The organism is Burkholderia sp. AU45251 (genome assembly GCF_030482905.1).
Classification (GTDB): Bacteria; Pseudomonadota; Gammaproteobacteria; order Burkholderiales; family Burkholderiaceae; genus Burkholderia; species Burkholderia aenigmatica.
On sequence record NZ_JAUJQH010000013.1, the window covers coordinates 1 to 20,057 of the forward strand.

The 20,057-nt window shown below is 67.6% G+C and carries 19 protein-coding genes and 1 riboswitch; of the genes, 5 read left to right on the forward strand and 14 right to left on the reverse strand.

What is annotated here, in order from left to right; genetic code table 11:
* Positions 1-184 precede the first annotated feature (184 nt).
* Entirely contained in the window at positions 185-478 is a 294-nt protein-coding gene (locus QZM67_RS23480; RefSeq protein ID WP_043185090.1) for an H-NS family nucleoid-associated regulatory protein, read from the reverse strand.
* Positions 479-843: 365 nt separating this feature from the next.
* The gene (locus QZM67_RS23485; RefSeq protein ID WP_175024229.1) at positions 844-1,503 is read right to left on the reverse strand and encodes a HugZ family protein; all 660 of its coding nucleotides are present in this window, start codon (positions 1,501-1,503) and stop codon (positions 844-846) included.
* 247 nt (positions 1,504-1,750) lie between these two features.
* Between QZM67_RS23485 and QZM67_RS23490 the strand changes: the two genes are divergently transcribed.
* Positions 1,751-2,968 (forward strand): MFS transporter, encoded by a 1,218-nt coding sequence (locus QZM67_RS23490; protein ID WP_301806974.1) that lies wholly within the window; start codon positions 1,751-1,753, stop codon positions 2,966-2,968.
* Positions 2,969-3,053: 85 nt separating this feature from the next.
* Here QZM67_RS23490 and QZM67_RS23495 read toward each other — a convergent pair whose 3' ends face one another.
* Together QZM67_RS23495 and QZM67_RS23500 are read right to left on the reverse strand one after the other, a co-directional pair.
* Positions 3,054-4,196 (reverse strand): branched-chain amino acid ABC transporter substrate-binding protein, encoded by a 1,143-nt coding sequence (locus QZM67_RS23495; RefSeq protein ID WP_011350617.1) that lies wholly within the window; start codon positions 4,194-4,196, stop codon positions 3,054-3,056.
* 415 nt (positions 4,197-4,611) lie between these two features.
* On the reverse strand, positions 4,612-5,691 hold the full coding sequence (locus QZM67_RS23500) for a nitronate monooxygenase family protein (RefSeq protein ID WP_301806975.1): 1,080 nt from the start codon (positions 5,689-5,691) through the stop codon (positions 4,612-4,614).
* 224 nt (positions 5,692-5,915) lie between these two features.
* On the opposite strand from QZM67_RS23500, the gene QZM67_RS23505 reads away from it, so the two are divergent.
* Together QZM67_RS23505 and QZM67_RS23510 are read left to right on the forward strand one after the other, a co-directional pair.
* Positions 5,916-6,608 (forward strand): dienelactone hydrolase family protein, encoded by a 693-nt coding sequence (locus QZM67_RS23505; protein ID WP_301806976.1) that lies wholly within the window; start codon positions 5,916-5,918, stop codon positions 6,606-6,608.
* Positions 6,609-6,689: 81 nt separating this feature from the next.
* Positions 6,690-8,168 carry an amidase gene (locus tag QZM67_RS23510; RefSeq protein WP_301807213.1) on the forward strand — a complete coding sequence of 493 codons (1,479 nt, stop codon included), beginning with the start codon at positions 6,690-6,692 and terminating at the stop codon, positions 8,166-8,168.
* 77 nt (positions 8,169-8,245) lie between these two features.
* Here the strand turns inward: QZM67_RS23510 and metF are convergent, their stop codons facing one another.
* From metF to QZM67_RS23555, 9 genes are all read right to left on the reverse strand, one after another.
* Positions 8,246-9,073: a methylenetetrahydrofolate reductase [NAD(P)H] gene (gene metF, locus QZM67_RS23515; protein ID WP_043185076.1), complete on the reverse strand. Its 828-nt coding sequence runs from the start codon at positions 9,071-9,073 to the stop codon at positions 8,246-8,248.
* 12 nt (positions 9,074-9,085) lie between these two features.
* A complete protein-coding gene (locus QZM67_RS23520) occupies positions 9,086-9,439 on the reverse strand; it encodes a phage holin family protein (RefSeq protein ID WP_006477367.1) in 354 nt (117 codons plus the stop codon).
* 161 nt (positions 9,440-9,600) lie between these two features.
* Positions 9,601-11,019: an adenosylhomocysteinase gene (gene ahcY / locus QZM67_RS23525; protein WP_175024225.1), complete on the reverse strand. Its 1,419-nt coding sequence runs from the start codon at positions 11,017-11,019 to the stop codon at positions 9,601-9,603.
* 32 nt (positions 11,020-11,051) lie between these two features.
* Positions 11,052-11,166: riboswitch (S-adenosyl-L-homocysteine riboswitch) on the reverse strand.
* A 107-nt stretch (positions 11,167-11,273) separates the two neighbouring features.
* On the reverse strand, positions 11,274-12,008 hold the full coding sequence (locus QZM67_RS23530; protein ID WP_006484033.1) for an RNA polymerase sigma factor FliA: 735 nt from the start codon (positions 12,006-12,008) through the stop codon (positions 11,274-11,276).
* A gap of 22 nt (positions 12,009-12,030) precedes the next feature.
* Positions 12,031-12,849: an AAA family ATPase gene (locus QZM67_RS23535; protein ID WP_043185072.1), complete on the reverse strand. Its 819-nt coding sequence runs from the start codon at positions 12,847-12,849 to the stop codon at positions 12,031-12,033.
* Entirely contained in the window at positions 12,842-14,641 is a 1,800-nt protein-coding gene (gene flhF, locus QZM67_RS23540) for a flagellar biosynthesis protein FlhF (RefSeq protein WP_301806978.1), read from the reverse strand. The genes QZM67_RS23535 and flhF overlap by 8 nt, the downstream gene beginning before the upstream one ends.
* Complete coding sequence (gene flhA, locus QZM67_RS23545) at positions 14,638-16,737, reverse strand: flagellar biosynthesis protein FlhA (protein WP_301806980.1); 2,100 nt, start codon at positions 16,735-16,737, stop codon at positions 14,638-14,640. Before flhA ends, flhF begins: the two co-directional genes overlap by 4 nt.
* Complete coding sequence (gene flhB, locus QZM67_RS23550; protein WP_043185065.1) at positions 16,734-17,930, reverse strand: flagellar biosynthesis protein FlhB; 1,197 nt, start codon at positions 17,928-17,930, stop codon at positions 16,734-16,736. Before flhB ends, flhA begins: the two co-directional genes overlap by 4 nt.
* 338 nt (positions 17,931-18,268) lie before the next feature.
* Positions 18,269-18,649 (reverse strand): DUF805 domain-containing protein, encoded by a 381-nt coding sequence (locus QZM67_RS23555; protein WP_301806985.1) that lies wholly within the window; start codon positions 18,647-18,649, stop codon positions 18,269-18,271.
* A 56-nt stretch (positions 18,650-18,705) separates the two neighbouring features.
* Here QZM67_RS23555 and QZM67_RS23560 point away from each other — a divergent pair, with 56 nt between their 5' ends.
* Positions 18,706-18,954, forward strand: coding sequence for a hypothetical protein (locus QZM67_RS23560; RefSeq protein ID WP_301806987.1), 249 nt, complete (start codon positions 18,706-18,708; stop codon positions 18,952-18,954).
* A 70-nt stretch (positions 18,955-19,024) separates the two neighbouring features.
* Positions 19,025-19,429, forward strand: coding sequence for a hypothetical protein (locus QZM67_RS23565; RefSeq protein ID WP_301806988.1), 405 nt, complete (start codon positions 19,025-19,027; stop codon positions 19,427-19,429).
* A gap of 16 nt (positions 19,430-19,445) precedes the next feature.
* Here the strand turns inward: QZM67_RS23565 and QZM67_RS23570 are convergent, their stop codons facing one another.
* Complete coding sequence (locus QZM67_RS23570) at positions 19,446-19,958, reverse strand: VOC family protein (protein ID WP_175024219.1); 513 nt, start codon at positions 19,956-19,958, stop codon at positions 19,446-19,448.
* Between the last annotated feature and the right edge of the window lie 99 nt (positions 19,959-20,057).

The window sequence follows — 20,057 nt, forward strand, 5'->3', positions numbered from 1 at the left end:
AAACCGGGTCAAGTTTCAGAAAGCACCGGCATATGATGGACGCGCGTAAGTTATTGATAAACCTGCTGTATCTAGCTACGGCGCAGTCCAGCGAACTACCGGGCTGGAGTCATCGTGAAACAAAAAAGCCGCGCTCCTTAACGGCACGCGGCTCTTTTGAAGAACAGGCAACTTAAACAGATGTTTAAATCGCGAACTGTTCGCGGTCCTTGCCCGCAATCCAGCGCGGCGGCTTGCCGCGGCCCGACCACGTCGCGCCCGTTTCCGGATCGCGGTATTTCGCGGCCACGCCTGCGCGCGGACGGCCAACCTTACCTGCCTTCGCGCGGCTGAGACCGAGTTCGGCGAGCGAAAAGCCGTAGTCGGCAATTTTCTGCTTCACGTCATTCAGCACTTCAGCGTATTCACGCGACTTCGCTTCTTCGATTTGCTTCTCCAGCTTCTCCCGCTGGGCCAGCAGGTCCTTGTAAGAAGACATAGTTTCCCTTTCTATCTGACCAATGGCGCCGGTCTGAGCCAGCTCACCATTCATGAAATATATGTGCCTCGGATTTTTGAAGGCAGAGATTAGCACAAAAAAGATTTGATAGAAGCGAGATTCATGAAAATCCCGAGATCAATTGAAAATCACGCGTGTCATTTTGACCGGTCGCGGCCTTTTCTCAAATTTTTACGTTCCTACACAGAGATTAGGACATTAGCCATTGTCTATTGGGCCTATCAACATACGCAATTACCCTGCATTCGGAAAAATCAAAGCTCTCATCGGACGACAGCTTGACGATTATGGGATGGCGCGGTGCGCTAAACGGGCAAACTGCGGACAGACCGGCAACCGCGACGTCAGGTCACATCCCGCGCGCACGCAATCAGCCGCTCGCGCAATGCGCCCGCATCGGCCAATGGCGAATCGAACGGCGTGCGCACGCGACGGCCGTCATATCGCCAGTCGGCGCCGTGGCGATCGACGCCGAGCAATGCGAGCCCGTCGCGACGCGCAGCGCCGGCATCGTACGCGTCCCATAACGCCTGTTCTTCGTCGAAGGCGAGCGGCGGCAACGCATCGAGCTGCGTGCCGTCGACCCAGCCCATGCGCCCGAAGCCGCCGATATAGCGTAGCCGCTCGACGTCGAGCGCCCAGAACGTGAAATCGCCGAGCGCGAGATAGCGCGCGGCGTCCGGCTCGTACCGACAATAGCGCGCGGTGACGTGCGGATCGTCGCCGAGCGGTACGAACCGGCCGAGCAGCGTCGCGCGCTCGGCGTTCAGCACGTCGCCGCCGGGCGCGTCGACGACGAGGAAGCCCGCGCGCGGATCGGCAGCCAGATTGCGCGTGTGCTCCGCGAGGCCGCTCACGAGGATCAGCGGACGATGGCTCGCATCAGGTGCAAACGGGACGACCGTCGGATACGGAAAGCCCTGCGGATCGCGCGCATGGGTGGCGAGCGTGCCGAGTGCGCAACGGTGCAGCAGATGCAGCGCGAGAGCGGGATCGATGTTCAAGAGGACTCCTGCGGTCGAAGGGCGGCGCGCCGGGCACGCCATGCGCTTCGATGTTACCCGCGGGCGCGGTACGCCGCGCATCGGCCGAACGGCCTATCCGGTCGACGCGGCCGAACGCGAGTCGCCGGGTAATCGCCGGACCGTCGTCCGATCGGCCATCGCCCGGCAGGATCGTAAGCGATTCGATAGAATCGGACGGGTCCGACGGGCGCCGCGTGCGTCCGCGCTTTTTTTGACGAGCCTTGCCGTGTCCGAAGCATCCTCCCCCGAATCGTCGTCCCCGTTCGCCGCGCCGCCCGACGCGCATCGCAAGCTGTCGCTGCCGGCCCGCCAGCGCGCGCGCGCAGCGTCGATGGCGCTGTTCTTCGTCGCCGGCATGATGTTCGCGTCGTGGGGCGTGCACGTGCCGACCGTGCGCGACAAGTTCGCGCTGAGCCCCGGGCTGCTGTCGATCGCGCTGTTCGCGGTCGCCGTCGGCTCGATCGCCGCGATGCTGACCATCGCGCGCTGGATCGCGCGTGTCGGCTCGCGCACCGCCTGCCTCGCGGGCGGGCTCGTGATGTCGGCCTGCGCGGCGCTGATCCTCGTCGTGCCCGACTACCCGCTGCTGCTCGCCGTGCTCGCGCTGTTCGGCTTCTCGATGGCGACGCTCGACGTCGCGATGAACGCCGAGGCCAGCGCGGTCGAAATCGCGATCGGCAGGCCGATCATGTCGTCGCTGCACGGCATGTTCAGCATCGGCGGGATGGCAGGCGCGGCCGCCGGCGGCGCGCTGCTGTCGGCCGGCATGGCGCCGGCCGTGCATCTCGCGCTCGCGGCAGCGACGAGCGCGACGGTGCTCGCGGTCGCCAGCCCGGCCGTGCTGCCGCATGTGCCGCACCACGAACACGCTCACGGCGGCGGCAACCGCTGGCGCTCGCCCGCCCTGTGGATGCTCGGTGGCATCGCGCTCATCGCGCTGATCGCCGAAGGCGCGATGTACGACTGGGCGACGGTCTACATGCGCGACGTCGTCGCGGCGAGCCCCGCGCTCGCGAGCGCCGCCTATGCCGCGTTCTCGGGCGGGATGGCCGTCGCGCGCTTCGCGGGCGACGCCGTGCGCGCCCGCTTCGGCGCGCCGCAGCTCGTGTTCGCGAGCGCGTCGCTCGCCTGCGCGGGGATGATCGGCGCACTGCTGCTGCCTTATTCGGCCGCGGTGCTGACCGGCTTCACGCTGATGGGCCTCGGCCTCGCGAACATGATGCCGGTGCTGTTCGCGGCCGCCGCGCGCGTGAAAGGCATCCACGCGGCCGAAGGGCTCGCGCACGTGGCCGGGCTCGCGTATTTCGGCATGCTGTTCGGTCCGGTCGTGATCGGTGCGGTCGCGCAGGCCGCGAACCTGACGATCGGCCTGTCCGTCGTCGCGCTGTGCGCGGCGCTCGTCGCAGCCATCGCGCCGAAGGTGCTCGCGCGGCTGAAGATCTGACGTGCGGCCCGCGCCGGCCCAAAAAGAAAACGCGCATGCGTTGCCGCATGCGCGCTTTCACCCCTTCTGTTGACCGCTTGTTGCGTTACATCTTCACTTCGTCGAGCAGCGACTTCTTGCCGTTCTTGTAGTTGTACAGCGAAATCACGCCGTGCTGCAGGTCGCCCTTCGAGTCGAACGTCGTCGTGCCGATCACGCCCGAGTAGTTCGTCGTCGGCATGGCTGCGAGGATCTTCGCCGGATCCGTCGAGTTCGCGCGCTTCATCGCATCGACGATGATGTACACGGCGTCATACGTGAACGGTGCGTAGATCTGGATCGGCTGGCCGAAGCGCTTCTCGTACTTCGCCTTGAACGCCGCGCCGCCCGACATCTTCTCGAGCGAAGCACCGGCTTCCGAGCACACTACGTTGTCGGTCGCGTCGCCGGCCAGGTCGGCCAGCTTTTCCGTGCACACGCCGTCACCCGCGAAGATCTTCGCGCGCAGGCCGAGCTGCTTCGCCTGCTTCGCGAACGGGCCGCCCGTCGCGTCCATGCCGCCGTACATGATCGCGTCCGGATTCTCGCCCTTGATCTTGGTCAGAATCGCGCGGAAGTCGACCGCCTTGTCGTTGGTCGCGTCATGCGACATCACCTTCAGGCCGAGCGCCTTGGCCTTCTTCTCGAACTCGTTCGCGAGACCCTGGCCGTACGCGGTCGAATCGTCGACCACGGCCACGCTCTTGATGCCCTTCGAGTGCGCGTAGTTCGCGAGTGCCGGGCCCTGCTGCGCATCGGTGGCCACCACGCGGTACGTGGTCTTGAAGCCCTGCTGCGTGTAGGCCGGGTTGGTCGCCGACGGCGAGATCTGCACGATGCCCGCATCGCTGTAGATCTTCGAGGCCGGGATCGACGTGCCCGAGTTCAGGTGGCCGACCACCGCGACGACCTTGTCGTCGACGAGCTTCTGCGCAACCTGCGTGGCCTGCCGCGGGTCGGCCGCGTCATCCTGCGGGTCGAGTTGCAGCGTGATTTTCTGGCCGCCGATCGTGAGACCCTTGGCGTTGATCTCCTCGACTGCGAGACGCGCACCGTTTTCGTTGTCCTTGCCCAGGTGTGCAATGCCGCCCGTCAAGGGCGCGACGTGGCCGATCTTGACGACTTGATCGGCGGCCGCGTTGCTTGCAGCTGCAACGCACAGCATCGCCGCGGCGGTGATCGGCAACAGCTTTTGCATCTTGATATTCATGTAAGTCTCCAGTTTCGGTCCCAATAAACGCCATCGCCCGGTGCCCCGCTGCCATCCCTGTGTTTGCAATCACTGGACGATTCGCCGGTTGCATCGTTCATGCACTTGGCCTCAGCACGTGAAAACGGCCGCTTTTAGCAGCTGCCCGCCCGTACTTGCGCGCAAGTGTAGGTGATCAAATTAATTTGTGGGACTTTTTTGGGGTAGTGGTATCACTACCGATATGCGCACTTTGGAATGACTACTCGAATATCGCTGCGAGCCCCGCCGGATAAGGGTTTCCGCTAATTCCTGACGACTGGCTGAAAGGTCGTTTTAAAACATTCCCGGGGCATTTCGATTCGGTATTTTGTGCCCACGATCATTGAATGAAACGCGCGTGACAACGCGCGTTTCGTCGTCCGATATGAACGATTCAGGCAGCCGCCGCACGCCATTCGGCATCGAGTGCGGCAACCAGCTGCGACGTCGTCAGCGCATCGCCGCGCCGCCGCGCGAGCGGCGCGCCCTGCCCGGCCCACAGCGACAGGTAGTCGCCGTCGTTCGCGCGTGCGGCGGCCTGGCGCAGCGGCTGCGTCAGCGCGTTCTGCACCGGGTACGGCGCGGCATCGGCCACGCGTTCGCCGAGCCGGGCCATCAGCGTGTTGCGCAGCCCGCGCGCGTGGCGGCCGGTGATCGCGCGCGTGACCTGTGTCGACGTATCGGCACTCGCGAGCAGGCGTGCCTTCCAGTCCGCCGCGATCGCGCTTTCCGTGCAGGTGAGGAACGCGGTGCCGAGCTGCGCGCCCTGCGCGCCGAGGGCAAGCGCGGCCGCGATCCCGCGGCCGTCCATGATGCCCCCCGCGGCCAGCACGGGCAGGCCCGTCGCGTCGACCAGTTGCGGCACGAGCGCGAGCGTGCCGATCAGCGCATCGGCGGCGGAACCGATGAACGTGCCGCGATGGCCACCTGCCTCGGCGCCCTGCGCGGACAGCGCGTCGGCGCCGGCCGCCTGCCATGCGAGCCCCTCGGCCACGTGTGTCGCGGTGCCGATCACGTAGGTGCCGGCGGCCTTCAGGCGCGCGACGTCGGCCGCATCGAGCACGCCGAACGTGAAGCTCGCAACGGGCACGCGCAACGCCACCAGCGCATCGAGCTGCGCACGAAAGTCGGGCGCGTAGCGCGCGGGGGCGATGCCCGGCGGCAACCCGAGCGTCGCATTCAGCGGGTCGATCGCGGCCAGCGCGCGGGCCACGGTCGCCGCATCGGGCGCGGCATCCGGCAGCACGAACAGGTTGACCGCAAACGGGCGATCGGTCGCCGCGCGGATGGCCTCGACTTCGGTCGCGAGGCGCTCGGGCGCGAACGCGGCGGCGCCGAGACTGCCGAGCGCGCCGGCATTCGAGGCGGCGGCGACCATCGCGGTCGTGGTCGCGCCGACCATCGGCGCCTGCACGAGCGGCAGGCGCAGGCCGAAGCGTTCGGAAAAAGGTGTGGCAAACAGACGGGCAGACATGGCGAATCCTTCGATGACGATGTGCGAAAGCGCTTTGTAAAGGCGGACACATCGACTCTATCGAAGCGGCCCAATGCCGAAAAATGAATAATCGAGATCGAAACGATCGCTGCGCGAGAAGCGGGCGCGTGCCCTGCACCGTCACAGGATCGGTGGCACACTAGGCCGCCCTCTTTCACCCTCGGGGCGCGCATCGCGCACCCCGTTCGCCAGGAGTTCAGAACGTGACAGCCCAATGGATCGACATCCCGACCGATAACGACAGCTTCGGCGGCTATCTCGCGCTGCCCAAGCGCGGCACCGGCCCTGCCGTCATCATCATCCAGGAGATCTTCGGCGTGAACTCGCACATCCGCGCGGTCGCCGACCAGTACGCGTCCGACGGCTTCGTCGCGCTCGCGCCGGACGTGTTCTGGCGCACGCAGCCGCGCGTCGAGCTGACCTACGAAGGCGCGGATCGCGACAAGGGCATCGAGCTGATGAAAAAGACCGACGTGGGTCTCGCGGTCGCGGACATCGGCGCGGCAGCCGATGCGTTGCGCGCGCGCCCCGAAGTGGCCGGCAAGGTCGCCGCGATCGGCTACTGCTTCGGCGGCCAGCTCGCGTACCGTGCGGCCGCGACCGGCAAGATCGACGCGGCCGTGGCCTACTACGGCGGCGGCATCCAGAACGCGCTCGACCTCGCCGGCAAGGTCACGCAGCCGATCCTGTTCCACTACGCGGAAAACGACCACGGGATCCCGCTCACGGCGGTCGACCAGGTGAAGGCCGCATTCGCCAGCCACGGCGATGCGTCGTTCCACGTGTACCCGGGCGCCGAGCACGGCTTCAACTGCACGGATCGCGCGTCGTACAACCAGCGCGCGTCGGCGCTCGCGCACGGCCGCACGCTGACCTTCCTCGCCGAGCACCTCTAAAATCGGCCGGCCGCGGGCCCCGCGCAGCGGGCCCGCGTTATGCTGCTGTCATCGCCACGAGTCACAACGGGGGTGACTGCGATGCACTCGGACTATCTCGCGCATGACGCGATCGGCCTCGCCACACTGGTACGCGAACGCAAGGCGAGCCCGCGCGAACTGCTCGACGCCGCGATCGGCCAGGCCGAAGCGGTCAACAGCGCGATCAACGCGATCGTGCTGCAGGACTACGAAGCCGCACGTCAGCGTGCGGCCGCCACACCCGCTGGCGGCGCCGACGCGCCGTTCGCCGGTGTTCCCTATCTCGTGAAGGATCTCGGTGCGGCGGTTGCCGGCCTGCCGCTGTCGATGGGCAGCCGGCACTACCGGTATTTCGTGCCCACCGACGATTCGCCGGTGATCGCGCGAAGCCGCGCGGCCGGTCTCAACGTGTTCGGCAAGACCAACACGTCGGAAATCGGCCAGATGCCGTACACGGAACCCGAACTGTTCGGCGCGTGCCGCAACCCGTGGAATCTCGACCACACGCCCGGCGGCTCGAGCGGCGGCGCGGCGGCGGCCGTCGCGGCCGGCATCGTGCCGGTCGCGCATGCGTCCGACGGCGGCGGCTCGATCCGCATTCCGGCGTCGTGCTGCGGGCTGTTCGGCCTGAAGCCGAGCCGCAACCCGGTGCTCGTCGACCTGCCGTCGAGCGGCGAGCTGGTGGTCCAGCATGCAGTCACGCGCAGTGTGCGCGACAGCGCGCTGCTGCTCGACGTGACGACCGGCCAGACCTTGCCGACCGGCGCACCCGGCACGTTCCTCGGCGAACTCGACACGCCGCCCGGCCCGCTGCGGATCGGCCTCGTGCTCGACCCGATGCTCGCGCCGGCACTCGCCGACGACACGCGTGCGGCGCTCGACGACGCGGCCGCGCTGCTCGAATCGCTCGGCCACCATGTCGAGCCGGCAACGCTGCACGTCAACTACGCGCGCGCGGCCGAAACCTTCCTGACGCTATGGGCGACGATCGCCGAGGAGATGGTGCTCGGCGCACGCGCGATGACCGGCCGCACGCCGAAACGCGGCGAATTCGAAGCCGCGACGTGGGCGATGGCCGTGGTCGGCCGGCGCCTCGCGCGCACGCGCCTGCCGGACGTGCTCGAATGGCAGCGCCAGCTCACCGTGCAGGTCGCCGGCCTCGTGTCGCGCTACGACGCGATCCTGTGCGCGTCGCTCGCGGGCCCGCCGGTGAAGATCGGCGAATTGCAGCCGACGCCGTTCGAATCGGCCCAGATGAAGGTGCTCGCCGCGCTGCCGGTGAAGCCGCTGCTGAAGGAAATGCTCGCGAAGTCGTCGGAAAAGGCGTTCACGTGGGCCGGCTGCACCGAACTGTTCAACCTGACCGGCCAGCCGGCGATGTCGGTGCCGCTCTACTGGAACGCGCGCGGGCTGCCGATCGGCGTGCAGTTCGTCGCGCGTCACGCCGACGACGCGCTGCTGCTCAAGCTCGCACGGCAACTCGAACAGGCGCGGCCGTGGTTCGACCGCCGCCCGCCGCTGATGCAGGCGCAGCGCTGACGCGCGGCGCCCGATGAAAAAAGCCCCGCCGGCGGAACCGGCGGGGCTTTCGTTGGTGCTGCAGGCTGGCGCCGTGCTTATACGAGCCGTTCGCAGACCGTCTTCGTCGCCGCGGCCGCATTCAGCGTGTAGAAATGCAGCCCGGGCACGCCCGCGTCGACGAGACGCTGGCACAGGCCCGTGACGACGTCCGCGCCGAACGCGCGGATCGACTCACGATCGTCGCCGAAGCTCTCGAGCCGGCGCGCGACCCAGCGCGGCACTTCCGCGCCGCACATTTCCGAGAAGCGCATCAGCTGCGAGAAGTTCGTGATCGGCATGATGCCCGGTACGATCGGCACGTCCACGCCGAGCTTGCGCACGTCGTCGACGAAGCGGAAATACGCGTCCGCGTTGAAGAAATACTGCGTGATCGCGGAATTCGCGCCGGCTTTCACCTTGCGTGCGAAGTTCTCGAGATCGGCCTTCGGCGAACGCGACTGCGGGTGGTATTCCGGATACGCGGCGACTTCGATGTGGAACCAGTCGCCATGCTCGGCACGGATGAAGCTGACGAGCTCCGACGCGTAGCGCAGCTCGCCGACCTCGCCCATCCCCGACGGCAGGTCGCCACGCAGCGCGACGATGTGGCGGATGCCGTACGAGCGGTACTGGTCGAGGATCGCGCGCAGGCTGTCGCGCGACGAGCCGATGCACGACAGGTGCGGCGCGGCCTCGAGGCCGTCCTTCTGCATGTCGAGCACCGTATCGAGCGTGCCCTGCTGCGTCGAACCGCCGGCGCCGAACGTGCAGGACACGAATTTCGGCTTCAGCGGCAGCAGCTGCGCACGCGTGGCGCGCAGCTTCTCGACGCCTTCCGCCGTCTTCGGCGGGAAGAATTCAAACGAGAGTTCGATCGGTTTCATGATTCGAAAAGATCAGCCGATGTCGCGCTGCCCGAAGATCAGCGCGGACAGCAGCCACGACACGATGCTGTACAAGATCGAACCGAAGAACGCGGACCAGAAGCCCGACACCTCGAAGCCCTTCAGCAGCGACGACGCGAACCAGAAACACAGCGCGTTCACGACGAGGATGAACACCCCGAGCGTGACGATCGTGACGGGCAGCGTCAGCAGGATCAGCACCGGGCGGATCACCGTGTTGATCAGGCCGAGCACGACCGCGATGATCAGCGCCGTGCCGAAGCTCTTGATGTGGATCGACGGCACGAGGTACGTGATGATCAGCAGCGCGAGCGCGTTGATGACCCAGGTGAGGATGACGCTCATGGAGTGCTCCGGTTCGGTTGTCGATCGGTACGATCAGTGGCCGCCGCCGGCCGCCGCGGGTGCCCGAAGGCGCGCCGCGGCAGCCGGCGATCCGCGCCGTGCCGCCGTACCGTGGGCGCGTCGGCGACGCGCGCTCGGCACCGCGGCAGCGGCGCATCGGATCAGTAGCGGTAGTGGTTCGGCTTGAACGGGCCTTCCTTCGCGACGCCGATGTACGAAGCCTGTTCGTCCGACAGCACGGACAGGTTCGCGCCGATGCGCGCGAGGTGCAGGCGCGCGACCTTTTCATCGAGGTGCTTCGGCAGCACGTACACCTTGTTCTCGTACTCGGCGCCGCGCACGAACAGCTCGATCTGCGCGAGCGTCTGGTTCGCGAACGAGTTCGACATCACGAACGACGGGTGGCCGGTCGCGCAGCCGAGGTTCACGAGGCGGCCTTCCGCCAGCAGGATCACGCGCTTGCCGTCCGGGAAAATGATGTGGTCGACCTGCGGCTTGATGTTTTCCCACTGGTACTGGCGGGTCGACGCGACGTCGATTTCCGAGTCGAAGTGACCGATGTTGCAGACGATCGCGTTGTGGCGCATCGCCTTCATGTGATCGTGGCCGATCACGTGGAAGTTGCCGGTCGCCGTCACGAAGATGTCGGCCTTGTCGGCCGCGTATTCCATCGTCACGACGCGGTAGCCTTCCATCGCCGCCTGCAGCGCGCAGATCGGGTCGATTTCGGTGACCCACACGGTCGCGCCGAGGCCGCGCAGCGATTGCGCGCAGCCCTTGCCCACGTCGCCGTAGCCCGCGACGACCGCGACCTTGCCCGCGATCATCACGTCGGTCGCGCGCTTGATGCCGTCGACCAGCGATTCACGGCAGCCGTACAGGTTGTCGAACTTCGACTTCGTGACCGAATCGTTCACGTTGAACGCCGGGAACGGCAGGCGGCCGTCCTTTTCCATCTGGTACAGGCGGTGCACGCCGGTCGTGGTTTCTTCGGTCACGCCCTTGATGTGCGCGAGGCGCGTCGAGTACCAGGTCGGGTCCGCGTCGAGGTGCTGCGCGATCGACTTGTACAGCGCGACTTCTTCTTCGTTGGTCGGCTTCGCGATCACCGAACGGTCCTTCTCGGCCTTCGCGCCGAGGATCAGCAGCAGCGTTGCGTCGCCGCCGTCGTCCAGGATCATGTTCGCGAATTCGCCGTTCGGCCATTCGAAGATGCGGTGCGAGAACTCCCAGTATTCGTCGAGCGATTCGCCCTTGAATGCGAACACCGGCGTGCCGGATTCGACGATCGCGGCAGCTGCGTGGTCCTGCGTCGAGAAGATGTTGCACGAGGCCCAGCGGACGTCCGCGCCGAGCGCCTTCAGCGTCTCGATCAGCACACCCGTCTGGATCGTCATGTGCAGCGAACCGGCAATGCGCGCGCCCTTCAGCGGCTGCTGCGCCTTGTATTCGTCGCGGATCTGCACGAGGCCCGGCATTTCGGTCTCGGCAATGTTCAGTTCCTTGCGGCCCCAGCCGGCCAGCGCCATGTCGGCGACGACGTAATCGTTGGAAGCTTTGGAATCGATAATGGCGTTCATCACGCCCTCCTTTCTAAAAAGTTTCTAGATTGGTGACGTGAGCGCCGTTCAGGAAGCGGAGCCGGCGCGCATGCGCCGCACGGCTGCTTGGTGAAGCCTTCCGAGCCTGGCGAGCCGGAATGGCCCGTCGCAACGCTCCTCGGAAAACGGAGGGGATTGTAGCAAATCGGCGCGCGGAATGCGCAAGCACCGCACACACGGCACTCACCCGGCACAAGCGCGCGGCGTCGGCGCGCGCGGCCGTCAGGAAAGGGTCAGGACTCCGCGCCGACCCACGCCTGTTCGCGCAGCCGCGCGCGCAGGCGCGCGACGGCCTGGCTGTGCAGCTGGCACACGCGCGATTCGCTCACTTCGAGCACCGCGCCGATCTCGCGCAGATTCAGACCCCGTTCGTAGTACAGCGACATCAGCAGCTTCTCGCGCTCCGGCAGCCGCTCGATCGCCTCGACGAGCGCTTCGCGCAGATGCTCGTCGAGCAGCGCCGACAGCGGATCGGCGTGATCGACGCGGTAGCGGTCGAGGAACGGCTCGTCGTCGGCCGCGCGGTCGAAATCCTCGTAGTAGATCAGCTGGCTGCCGTGCAGGTCCTGCAGCATCCCCTGGTATTCGTCGAGCGGCATGTTCAGGTGCTGCGCGATCTCGGTCTCGCTCGCCGAGCGGCCGAGATGCTGCTCGACCTGGTGCACCGCGTGCTCGACCTCGCGCGACGTCTTGCGCAGGCTGCGCGGCAGCCAGTCGTTGCTGCGCAGCTCGTCGAGCATCGCGCCGCGAATGCGCTGGGTCGCGTAGGTCTCGAACTGCGCGCCCTGGTCTTCCTTGTAGCGGCCGGCCGCGTCCATCAGGCCGATCATGCCGGCCTGGATCAGGTCGTCGAGGTCGACGCTCGCCGGCATCTTCGCGACGAGCTGCAGCCCGAGGCGTCGCACGAGCGGCGCATATTGCGCGAGCACGTCGGCCTGGGACATCTTTCCTTGAGCGTTGTACATCATGGCTCTCTCCTTCCGGTGGCGCTCACGCGGCGTGTGCCGCGCCCGCCTCATACGACGGCTTGCCGCCCGCGTGCACGGCGCGGCCCGCACCCGAACGCGGGCGCATCGGCCAGTACAGCAGGTCGGCGGCAATCTGCCGGTAGTCGCGCGCGGCGGCCGACGACGGGAACGCATCGACCGCGGCCCGCGTCAGTTCGCGCGCATGCTCGACGAGCGGATCGGCGCTCACGCAGCCCGCGTCGGCAATCGACACGGTCAGGTAGCGGCTCGCGACGCCCGCGAGGTTGTCGAACGCGACCTTCGCGTCCGCATGGCTGCCGACGTGATTGGTCAGCACGCGGAACTGCGCGAACGCATGCGCGAAATGCAACCGCTTCATGCACGCGTACGCCTCGGTGATCGCCTGCGCGGCGACCCGCGTGACGACCAGCACGTCGTGCGCTTCGCGCGCGAGCGCCGAGAACGCGCCGTCGGCGCCGAGCTGCGCGTCGACGAGGACGATGTCGGCCGGGCCGTCGATGAAATCGCTGAGCTGCGCGTCGGTGTAGCCGGTGCGCGCGAGCCGCGCGGCGGCGCACAGGCCGAAGCCGGCCGCCACCCGCGTGCGCTCGCCGTCGCGCAGCCACGCGCCCGCCAGTGTCGCGCTGGCCGATTGCACGTCGGCACGCTCGTCGACGACGAGCACGTCCTTGCCGAGCGACGCGAGCGCCGCCGCCAGGTTCACGACGGTGGACGTGCAGCCGACCCCCGCCGGCCCGCCCGTCACCGCGACGATGCGCGACGCGCGCCCGGCCAGCAGGCGCCGCAGCCCTTCGGCCTGATCGATGATTCGTTTATCCAAATCGCACCTCGTGCAGCTCGGCGGTGGAACGTGCGGTCAATGCGGAAAGCAGCGTCGGCATGTCCTCGTCTTGCGGCACGAAGGGCGAGCCGTCGCGCGGTACGCAGAACGCGCTCTTCAGCAGGAAACGGGTCGATGCGACGTACAGGTTCTCCGGCACCTTCTGGCCGGTCGACACGTAGTGGACCGGCAGCTTGTAGCGGATCACGGTGTCGAGCACGCCGCCGAGGTGGGTCGCCTCGTCGAGCTTCGTCAGGATGCAGCCGGCCAGGTCCGGATGCTCGCCCGCGCTGCGGTACGCCTGCACGACTTCGTTGAGCGTGTCGCCATGGCTCGTCGCGTTGAGCAGCAGCAGGCGCTGCACCGGGGCGTTCGCGCCGTGCAGCATCGCGATCTGGTCGGATACCGCGCGGTCGCGCTGGCTCATGCCGATCGTGTCGATCAGCACGATGTGCTTGTTGCGCAGCTCGGACAGCGCGAGTGCGAGGTCGCCGGCATCCTTCACCGCGTGCACCGGCACGCCGAGGATCTTGCCGAAGATGCGCAGTTGCTCGTGGCCGCCGATCCGGTAGCTGTCGGTGGTCAGCAGCGCGACCTTGCTCGCGCCGAAGCGCATCACGCAGCGCGCGGCCAGCTTCGCGGTGGTGGTGGTCTTGCCGACGCCCGTCGGCCCCATCAGCGCGAACACGCCGCCGCGCTCCATCAGCGCGTCCTCGCTGTCGAGCACCGGCAGGTTCGACGCGAGCACCGACTGCGCCCATTCGGCGGCCTGTTCGACGGTCTGCGCGTCGTCGCCGGCCGGCAGGTTGTCGACCAGCATCCGCACGAGCTGCGCGGAGAAACCGGCCGCGAACAGGTGCTTCGTCAGCGCGCCATGCACGGCGCTGCGACGCTGGCGGTCGTGCCACATCAGGCTGTCGAACTGCTCTTCCATCATCCCGCGCAGTTCGCCGAGTTCGTGCATCACCGTATCGTTGACGATCCGCTCGATGCGCGATTTCACCGCATCGGCCACCACGGCGGCCGCGTCGGCGGACAGGCGCGTGCGCTCGGCCGCCTTCGCGGCATGCGCCGCGCTCGTGTTCGTATCGGGCGCGCGGGGGGCGGCGGCCGGCATCCGGCGTTCGGCGTCGCGCACGATGTCGCGTGCCCATTCAGGCGGCGTCGCGCTCGCGGCGGCCTGCGGAGCAGGCGCGCTCGCTTGCGGCGCGGCGGGCGTCGCCTGCGCACGCGCCATCAGCGCGTCGCGCTGCTGCGTCAGGCGCTTCGCGTGCTCGACCAGCCACGGCGCGGGTTCGGAAGCCGCGGCCGGCGCGCTGGAAACGGGGGTGGCGGAAGACGGTGCGGCCGCCGCCGGCATGCCGGCCAGCGGGTCGCCACCCGACGGCGTGCCGCCCAGCACGTCCACATCGATCGCCGAAGCGTGTGCGGCTGCCGCCTCGTCCGCGTCGGCGCTGGCGCCGAACACCGACGAGAACACGTCCGGCAGCCCGCCTTCGCCCGCTGCATACGGATTGACGGCCGGGCGGGCCAGCGCCGCTCCCGGGCGCGACACGATGCCCGGCACCGCGGCGGCCGGCACGGATTCCGGCGCGCGCGAGGTGGCGAGGCGCGGCCGCGCCGCGGCCGGCGGCGTCACGGCGGCCAGGTCCGAATCGGCGAGTGCAACGATTTCGACGCTGCCGTCATCGAGCGTGCGGTTCGACAGCACGACCGCGTCGGCGCCGAGTGCCTCGCGCACGAGACGAAGGGCGTCGCGGCTCGTTGCGCCGGTGAATTTGCGAATGTTCAAGCGGAACCCCCGATGACGTTAACGACTTTGATCGTGCGTGTGTCCGGCACTTCGGCATACGACAGCACTTTCAATTGCGGCAGGCTGCGGCGCAGGAAACGCGCGAGCATCGCGCGCAGCGCGTGCTGCACGAGCAGCACGGGCGGCAGCCCGAGATTCTGTTGACGCAGCATCGCCTGTTGCGTGCCGGTCAGAAGGTTGTGCGCGAGGCCGGGCTCGAGGCCCGGGTTCGCGCCGGTGGCGAGCGCCTGCGACAGCACGCGCTCGAGATTCGAATCGAGGCCCATCACCTGCATCTCGCCCGCGCCCGGATACCACTGCTGCGTGATCGCGCGGCCGAGCGCGAGCCGCACCGCGGCCGTGATCTCGAACGCGTCGCCGCGGCCCGCGTGTTCGGACACGGCCTCGAGGATCGTGCGCATGTCGCGGATCGGTACGCCTTCCTCGAGCAGGTTCTGCAGTACCTTCTGCAGCGTCGTCAGCGAGATCGTCTTCGGTACGAGGTCCTCGACGAGCGACGGCGCGTCCTTGCCGGTGCGCTCGACGAGCGCCTGCACTTCCTGGCGGCCGAGCAGCTCGGCCGCATGCTGGACGACCAGATGGTTCAGGTGCGTCGCGACGACCGTGCTCGCGTCGACCACCGTGTAGCCGTACACCTGCGCCTGTTCGCGCATCGCGACGTCGATCCACACGGCCGGCAGCCCGAACGCGGGATCCTGCGTGACGGCGCCGGGCAGCGCGGCCGTCACCTGGCCGGGGTTGATCGCGAGCCACTGGCCCGGGAACACTTCGCCGACGCCGATCTCGACGCCCTTCAGCGCGATCCGGTATGCGTTCGGCCGCAGTTCGAGGTTGTCGCGGATATGGATCACCGGCGGCAGGAAGCCGATTTCCTGCGCGAATTTCTTGCGGATGCTCTTGATGCGCTTGAGCAGCTCGCCGTCGCTGTTCTTGTCGACGAGCGGAATCAGCCGGTAGCCGACTTCCAGCCCGAGCGGATCGATCAGCTGCACGTCGTCCCAGGTCGCCTCGTGGCTGTCCGACGGCAGCACGGCGGGCGGCGCGATGTCGGTCACGTCGCCGGCCGCCTTGCGGGCCGCCGCGCGCTTGGTCTGCGTGCGGGCCAGCCAGATCGCGCCGCCGCCGAGCGCGAGGAACGCGAAGTGCGGCATCCCCGGGATCAGCCCCATCAGCACGATGATCGCGCCGGTGATGTTCAGCACGCGCGGGTTCGTGAACAGTTGGCCGGTGATCTGCGTGCCGATGTCCTCGTCGGTCGCGACGCGCGACACGATCACGCCGGCCGCGGTCGAGATCACGAGCGACGGGATCTGCGCGACGAGGCCGTCGCCGATCGTCAGCAGCGTGTAGTTCGTGCCGGCCGCGGCGAAGCTCATGTCGTGCTGCACCATGCCGACGATCAGCCCGCCGATCACGTTGATCGCCATGATGATCAGGCCGGCGATCGCGTCGCCGCGCACGAACTTCGACGCGCCGTCCATCGACCCGTAGAACTCGGCTTCCTGCGACACGGCCTGGCGGCGCTTGCGTGCCTGCTCTTCGTTGATGAGGCCCGCGTTCAGGTCGGCGTCGATCGCCATCTGCTTGCCGGGCATCGCGTCGAGCGTGAAGCGCGCGGACACTTCGGCGATTCGCCCCGCGCCCTTCGTGATCACCATGAAGTTGATGATCATCAGGATCACGAACACGACGATACCGACCGCGAAGTTGCCGCCGACGAGGAAGTGGCCGAACGCCTCGATCACCTGGCCGGCCGCATCGGGCCCCGTGTGGCCTTCGAGCAGCACGACGCGCGTCGACGCGACGTTCAGCGACAGGCGCAGCAGCGTCGAGAACAGCAGCACGCTCGGGAACGCCGCGAAGTCGAGCGGCTTCATCGTGTACATGCTGACGAGCAGCACCATCACGGACAGCGCGATGTTGAACGTGAACAGCAGATCCAGCAGCATCGGCGGCAGCGGCAGGATCATCATCCCCAAGATCATGCAGATGAGGATCGGGCCCGCGAGCGCGCGCAGGTTGGTCCCCGCGAGCAGGTTCGGGCGCTTCGCGAACAGGCTGGTCGGGGTGCTCATGCCGTACCTGCCTTACCGAGGCTGTCTTCCTGCTCGTCGCGCTCGTCGTCGGCGGACACCGACGTACCCTTGTCGAGGTCGGCCGGCACATCCAGATCGACCGGCACCGCCGGGAACGCACCGCCTTCCGAACGGAAGCGCTTGAGCTGGTAGACCCACGCGAGCACTTCGGCAACGGCCGAGTACAGCGAGCCGGGAATCTCGCGCTCGAGTTCGACGTTGTGATACAGCGCACGCGCGAGCGGCGGCGCTTCGAGCAGCGGCACGTTGTGTTCGGCCGCGAGTTCGCGGATGCGCGCGGCGACGAGGTTCACGCCCTTCGCGACGACCTTCGGCGCGCGCATCTCGCCGTCCGTGTATTGCAGCGCGACGGCGAAGTGCGTCGGGTTCGTGACGACCACGTCGGCCTTCGGCACGGCCGCCATCATCCGGCGGCGCGCGATCGCGCGCTGCTGCTGGCGGATCCGCCCCTTCACGTGCGGATCGCCTTCGTTCTCGCGATGCTCGCGCTTCACTTCTTCCTTCGTCATGCGCAACTTCTTGTTGTACTGCCAGAGTTGGTAAGGCACATCGAGCGCGGCGACCACCAGCATCCCGGCGACCGTCGTGCCGCAGCACACGGCGACCAGGTGCAGCGCATCGGGCAGCGCCACGCCCAGCGGCTGGGTCGCGAGGGCGAGCAGCTCGTCCTTGCTGCGCCAGATCGCGATGCCGCCGATCCCGCCGACGACCAGCGTCTTCGCGAGCGACATCCCGAGCTGGATCGGCCCCTGGATCGAGAAGATCCGGCCGAGGCCCGAAATCGGGTTCAGCCGGTCGAATTTCAGCTCGAACGTCTTCTGCGAAATCAGCCAGCCGCCGAGCGCCATCGGCGCGAGCAGCGCGGCTAGGCCGGTGAGCGCGAGGAGCGGCAGCAGCGCGGCGAAGCCTTCGAGGCTCGCGCTGCCGGCCGCCGACAGCATCCGGTTCGTGTCGAACGCGGTCGCACGATCGAACGTGAACGCGCCGCGCAGCATCGCCTGCAGATGCCCGCCCGACGGGCCCGCGAGCAGCCACGCGCCGTAGAACCCGGCCGCGAGCAGCGCGAACGAAGCCAGCTCGCGCGAACGCGCGACCTGCCCCTCCTCGCGCGCCTTCTCGCGGCGCCTGGGAGTGGCGGCTTCGGTCTTGTCGAGATCGCTCTCGTCTGCCACGGGGCCTCCAGTCGGGTACGGCGGAATGCCGCTTTCCAGTGACACCGATTATTCATGGAGGCGTCAAACGCCGATCGGTCGAGCAAAGCCGGGAAAGGGGGGTATTTCGAAGAATCGGGCGAGCCGGTACGAACCGGGCTGGACAGGGGGACGGAACGGTGTGCGGCGCGGCCGAGAAACGTGCTGGCCGGTGCGAAGACGGGGCGCGGCTCCGGACGGAGCGGCGACCGCGCGATGCGAGGAAAAGGCGCGGAAAGGGTGAAGCGGTGAAACGACACCGCACGTGCGACGCGAAATCAGGCCCCGACGCGACGGCGTCGCGTCGGGGCAGGCGTCGGTCAGACAGCCGGAACCGGATCCGCGCCGAAGCGGTTCGGGCCTTCGGTGCCGCGCGAGCACGTCCACACGAGCAGCAGGATGCCGCCGACGATCGGAATCAGCGCGATCAGCAGGAACCAGCCCGAGCGGCCCGTATCGTGCAGGCGGCGGACGCTGACCGCGATGCCCGGAATGATCAGCGCCAGCGAAACCAGGAACAGCACGCCGAGCAGCAGCAGCGTGATCAGGCCCGCGTTACGGCCCGCCACGTCGATGATCTGGGCGACCATCGAAAGAATGAAGCTCAGCAACACGAAATACCAGTATTCGGCACGACGCGCACGGCCTTCGAATGTCGCGTATTTATTGAGTACGGAACGAACGGCTTCAGAAAAATTCATTTTATTACCCTCATGTTTTATATTGGCACCTCGGAAACAACGCCGGCATTATATGTTTGAATTTCGACGTGTTCCATCTCTTTTCGCATGCTGACCAAAGCGCTCGCCTGCCCGTCCGGCCTGCCGATACAACGCGAGAACGGTTGCAATGGCGTAACGCCGTGTCGCAGGCTTGCATGCCACGTCATTTTAATAATCTTGAAAACCTGATAGAAACTGCAGCCCCGGATAATCCAGCACTTGATTACACCCGAATGAAATCAAGCGTGATCGATAATCGGCGCGAAGGCGCCGCATTCGATTAACCGGCCGGCATGACGCACGCGTGCAAAGCGCGCTACCCTTCGCCATTCCCGATTCCGGTCGAACCGCGCCATGCTCCGTCATCCGCTCGCCTCGTCACTGTCGCTCGCCTGCGCGCTGGCAGCCGGCTGCACGCATACGCCGGCCCTGCCGCCCGGTGCGCAGGCGCCTGACGCGCCGCACCCCGGCACGATCGCCCTGCACCATGCGTGGAACGGGTCGACGCAAACCCTGCGCGCGCAGGATTTCCCCGCCAGCTTCGTGTTCCGCTGCGCCGACGCGCGCGGCGAACCGGCGGAACGCGCCCGCGCGGCCTGGTGCGTGCCGGTCGTCGAGATCGAATCGGTGTCGGTTGATGGCGCCGGGCACCCGGCCGCGCCGGCCGATGCCGTCCGGATCGACAGCACCGCGTACGGGCCCGGCCACCGCTTCCTCGACCATACGCACGTGATACGCAACGGCCGCCCACCGGTCTAGCGCCCGTTCGCGCCGGTCACGGGCCCGCGCCCTGGCCCGCCGCGGCGCGCTGCAGCGCGCCGAGATCGAGCTTCTTCATCGTCATCACCTGCGCCATCACGCGCTCCGCGCGCGCCGGATCGCCCGTCATCAGTTCGGCCATCTGCACCGGCACGACCTGCCACGACACGCCGAACCGGTCGCGCAGCCAGCCGCACTGCTGCGCGCGCTCGTCGCCGCCTTCGGACAGGCGTGCCCAGTAGCGGTCGATTTCGGCCTGGTCCCGGCAGTTGACGACGAACGAGACGGCCGGCGTGATCTGGAACACCGGGCCGCCGTTCAGCGCGACGAACGCCAGCCCGTCGAGCTCGAACACGACGGTCATCACCGCGCCCTCCGCGCTGCCGGATACGTGTGCGCCGGCCTTGCCGTAGCGCGCGACGTGCACGATGCGCGCGTTGTCGAACACCGACACGTAGAAACCGGCGGCCGCCTCGGCGTCGCGGTCGAACCACAGGAACGGCGTGATGCGTTGTATGCGCGGGTTCATGGCGCTGCCTCCTCGATATCGTGCCGGACGAGTGCCGGTATTACATCGTAGGCGCTGGACCCGCGCGCGGCGGCGATCCGGTCCGACCCGTCGTGCCGC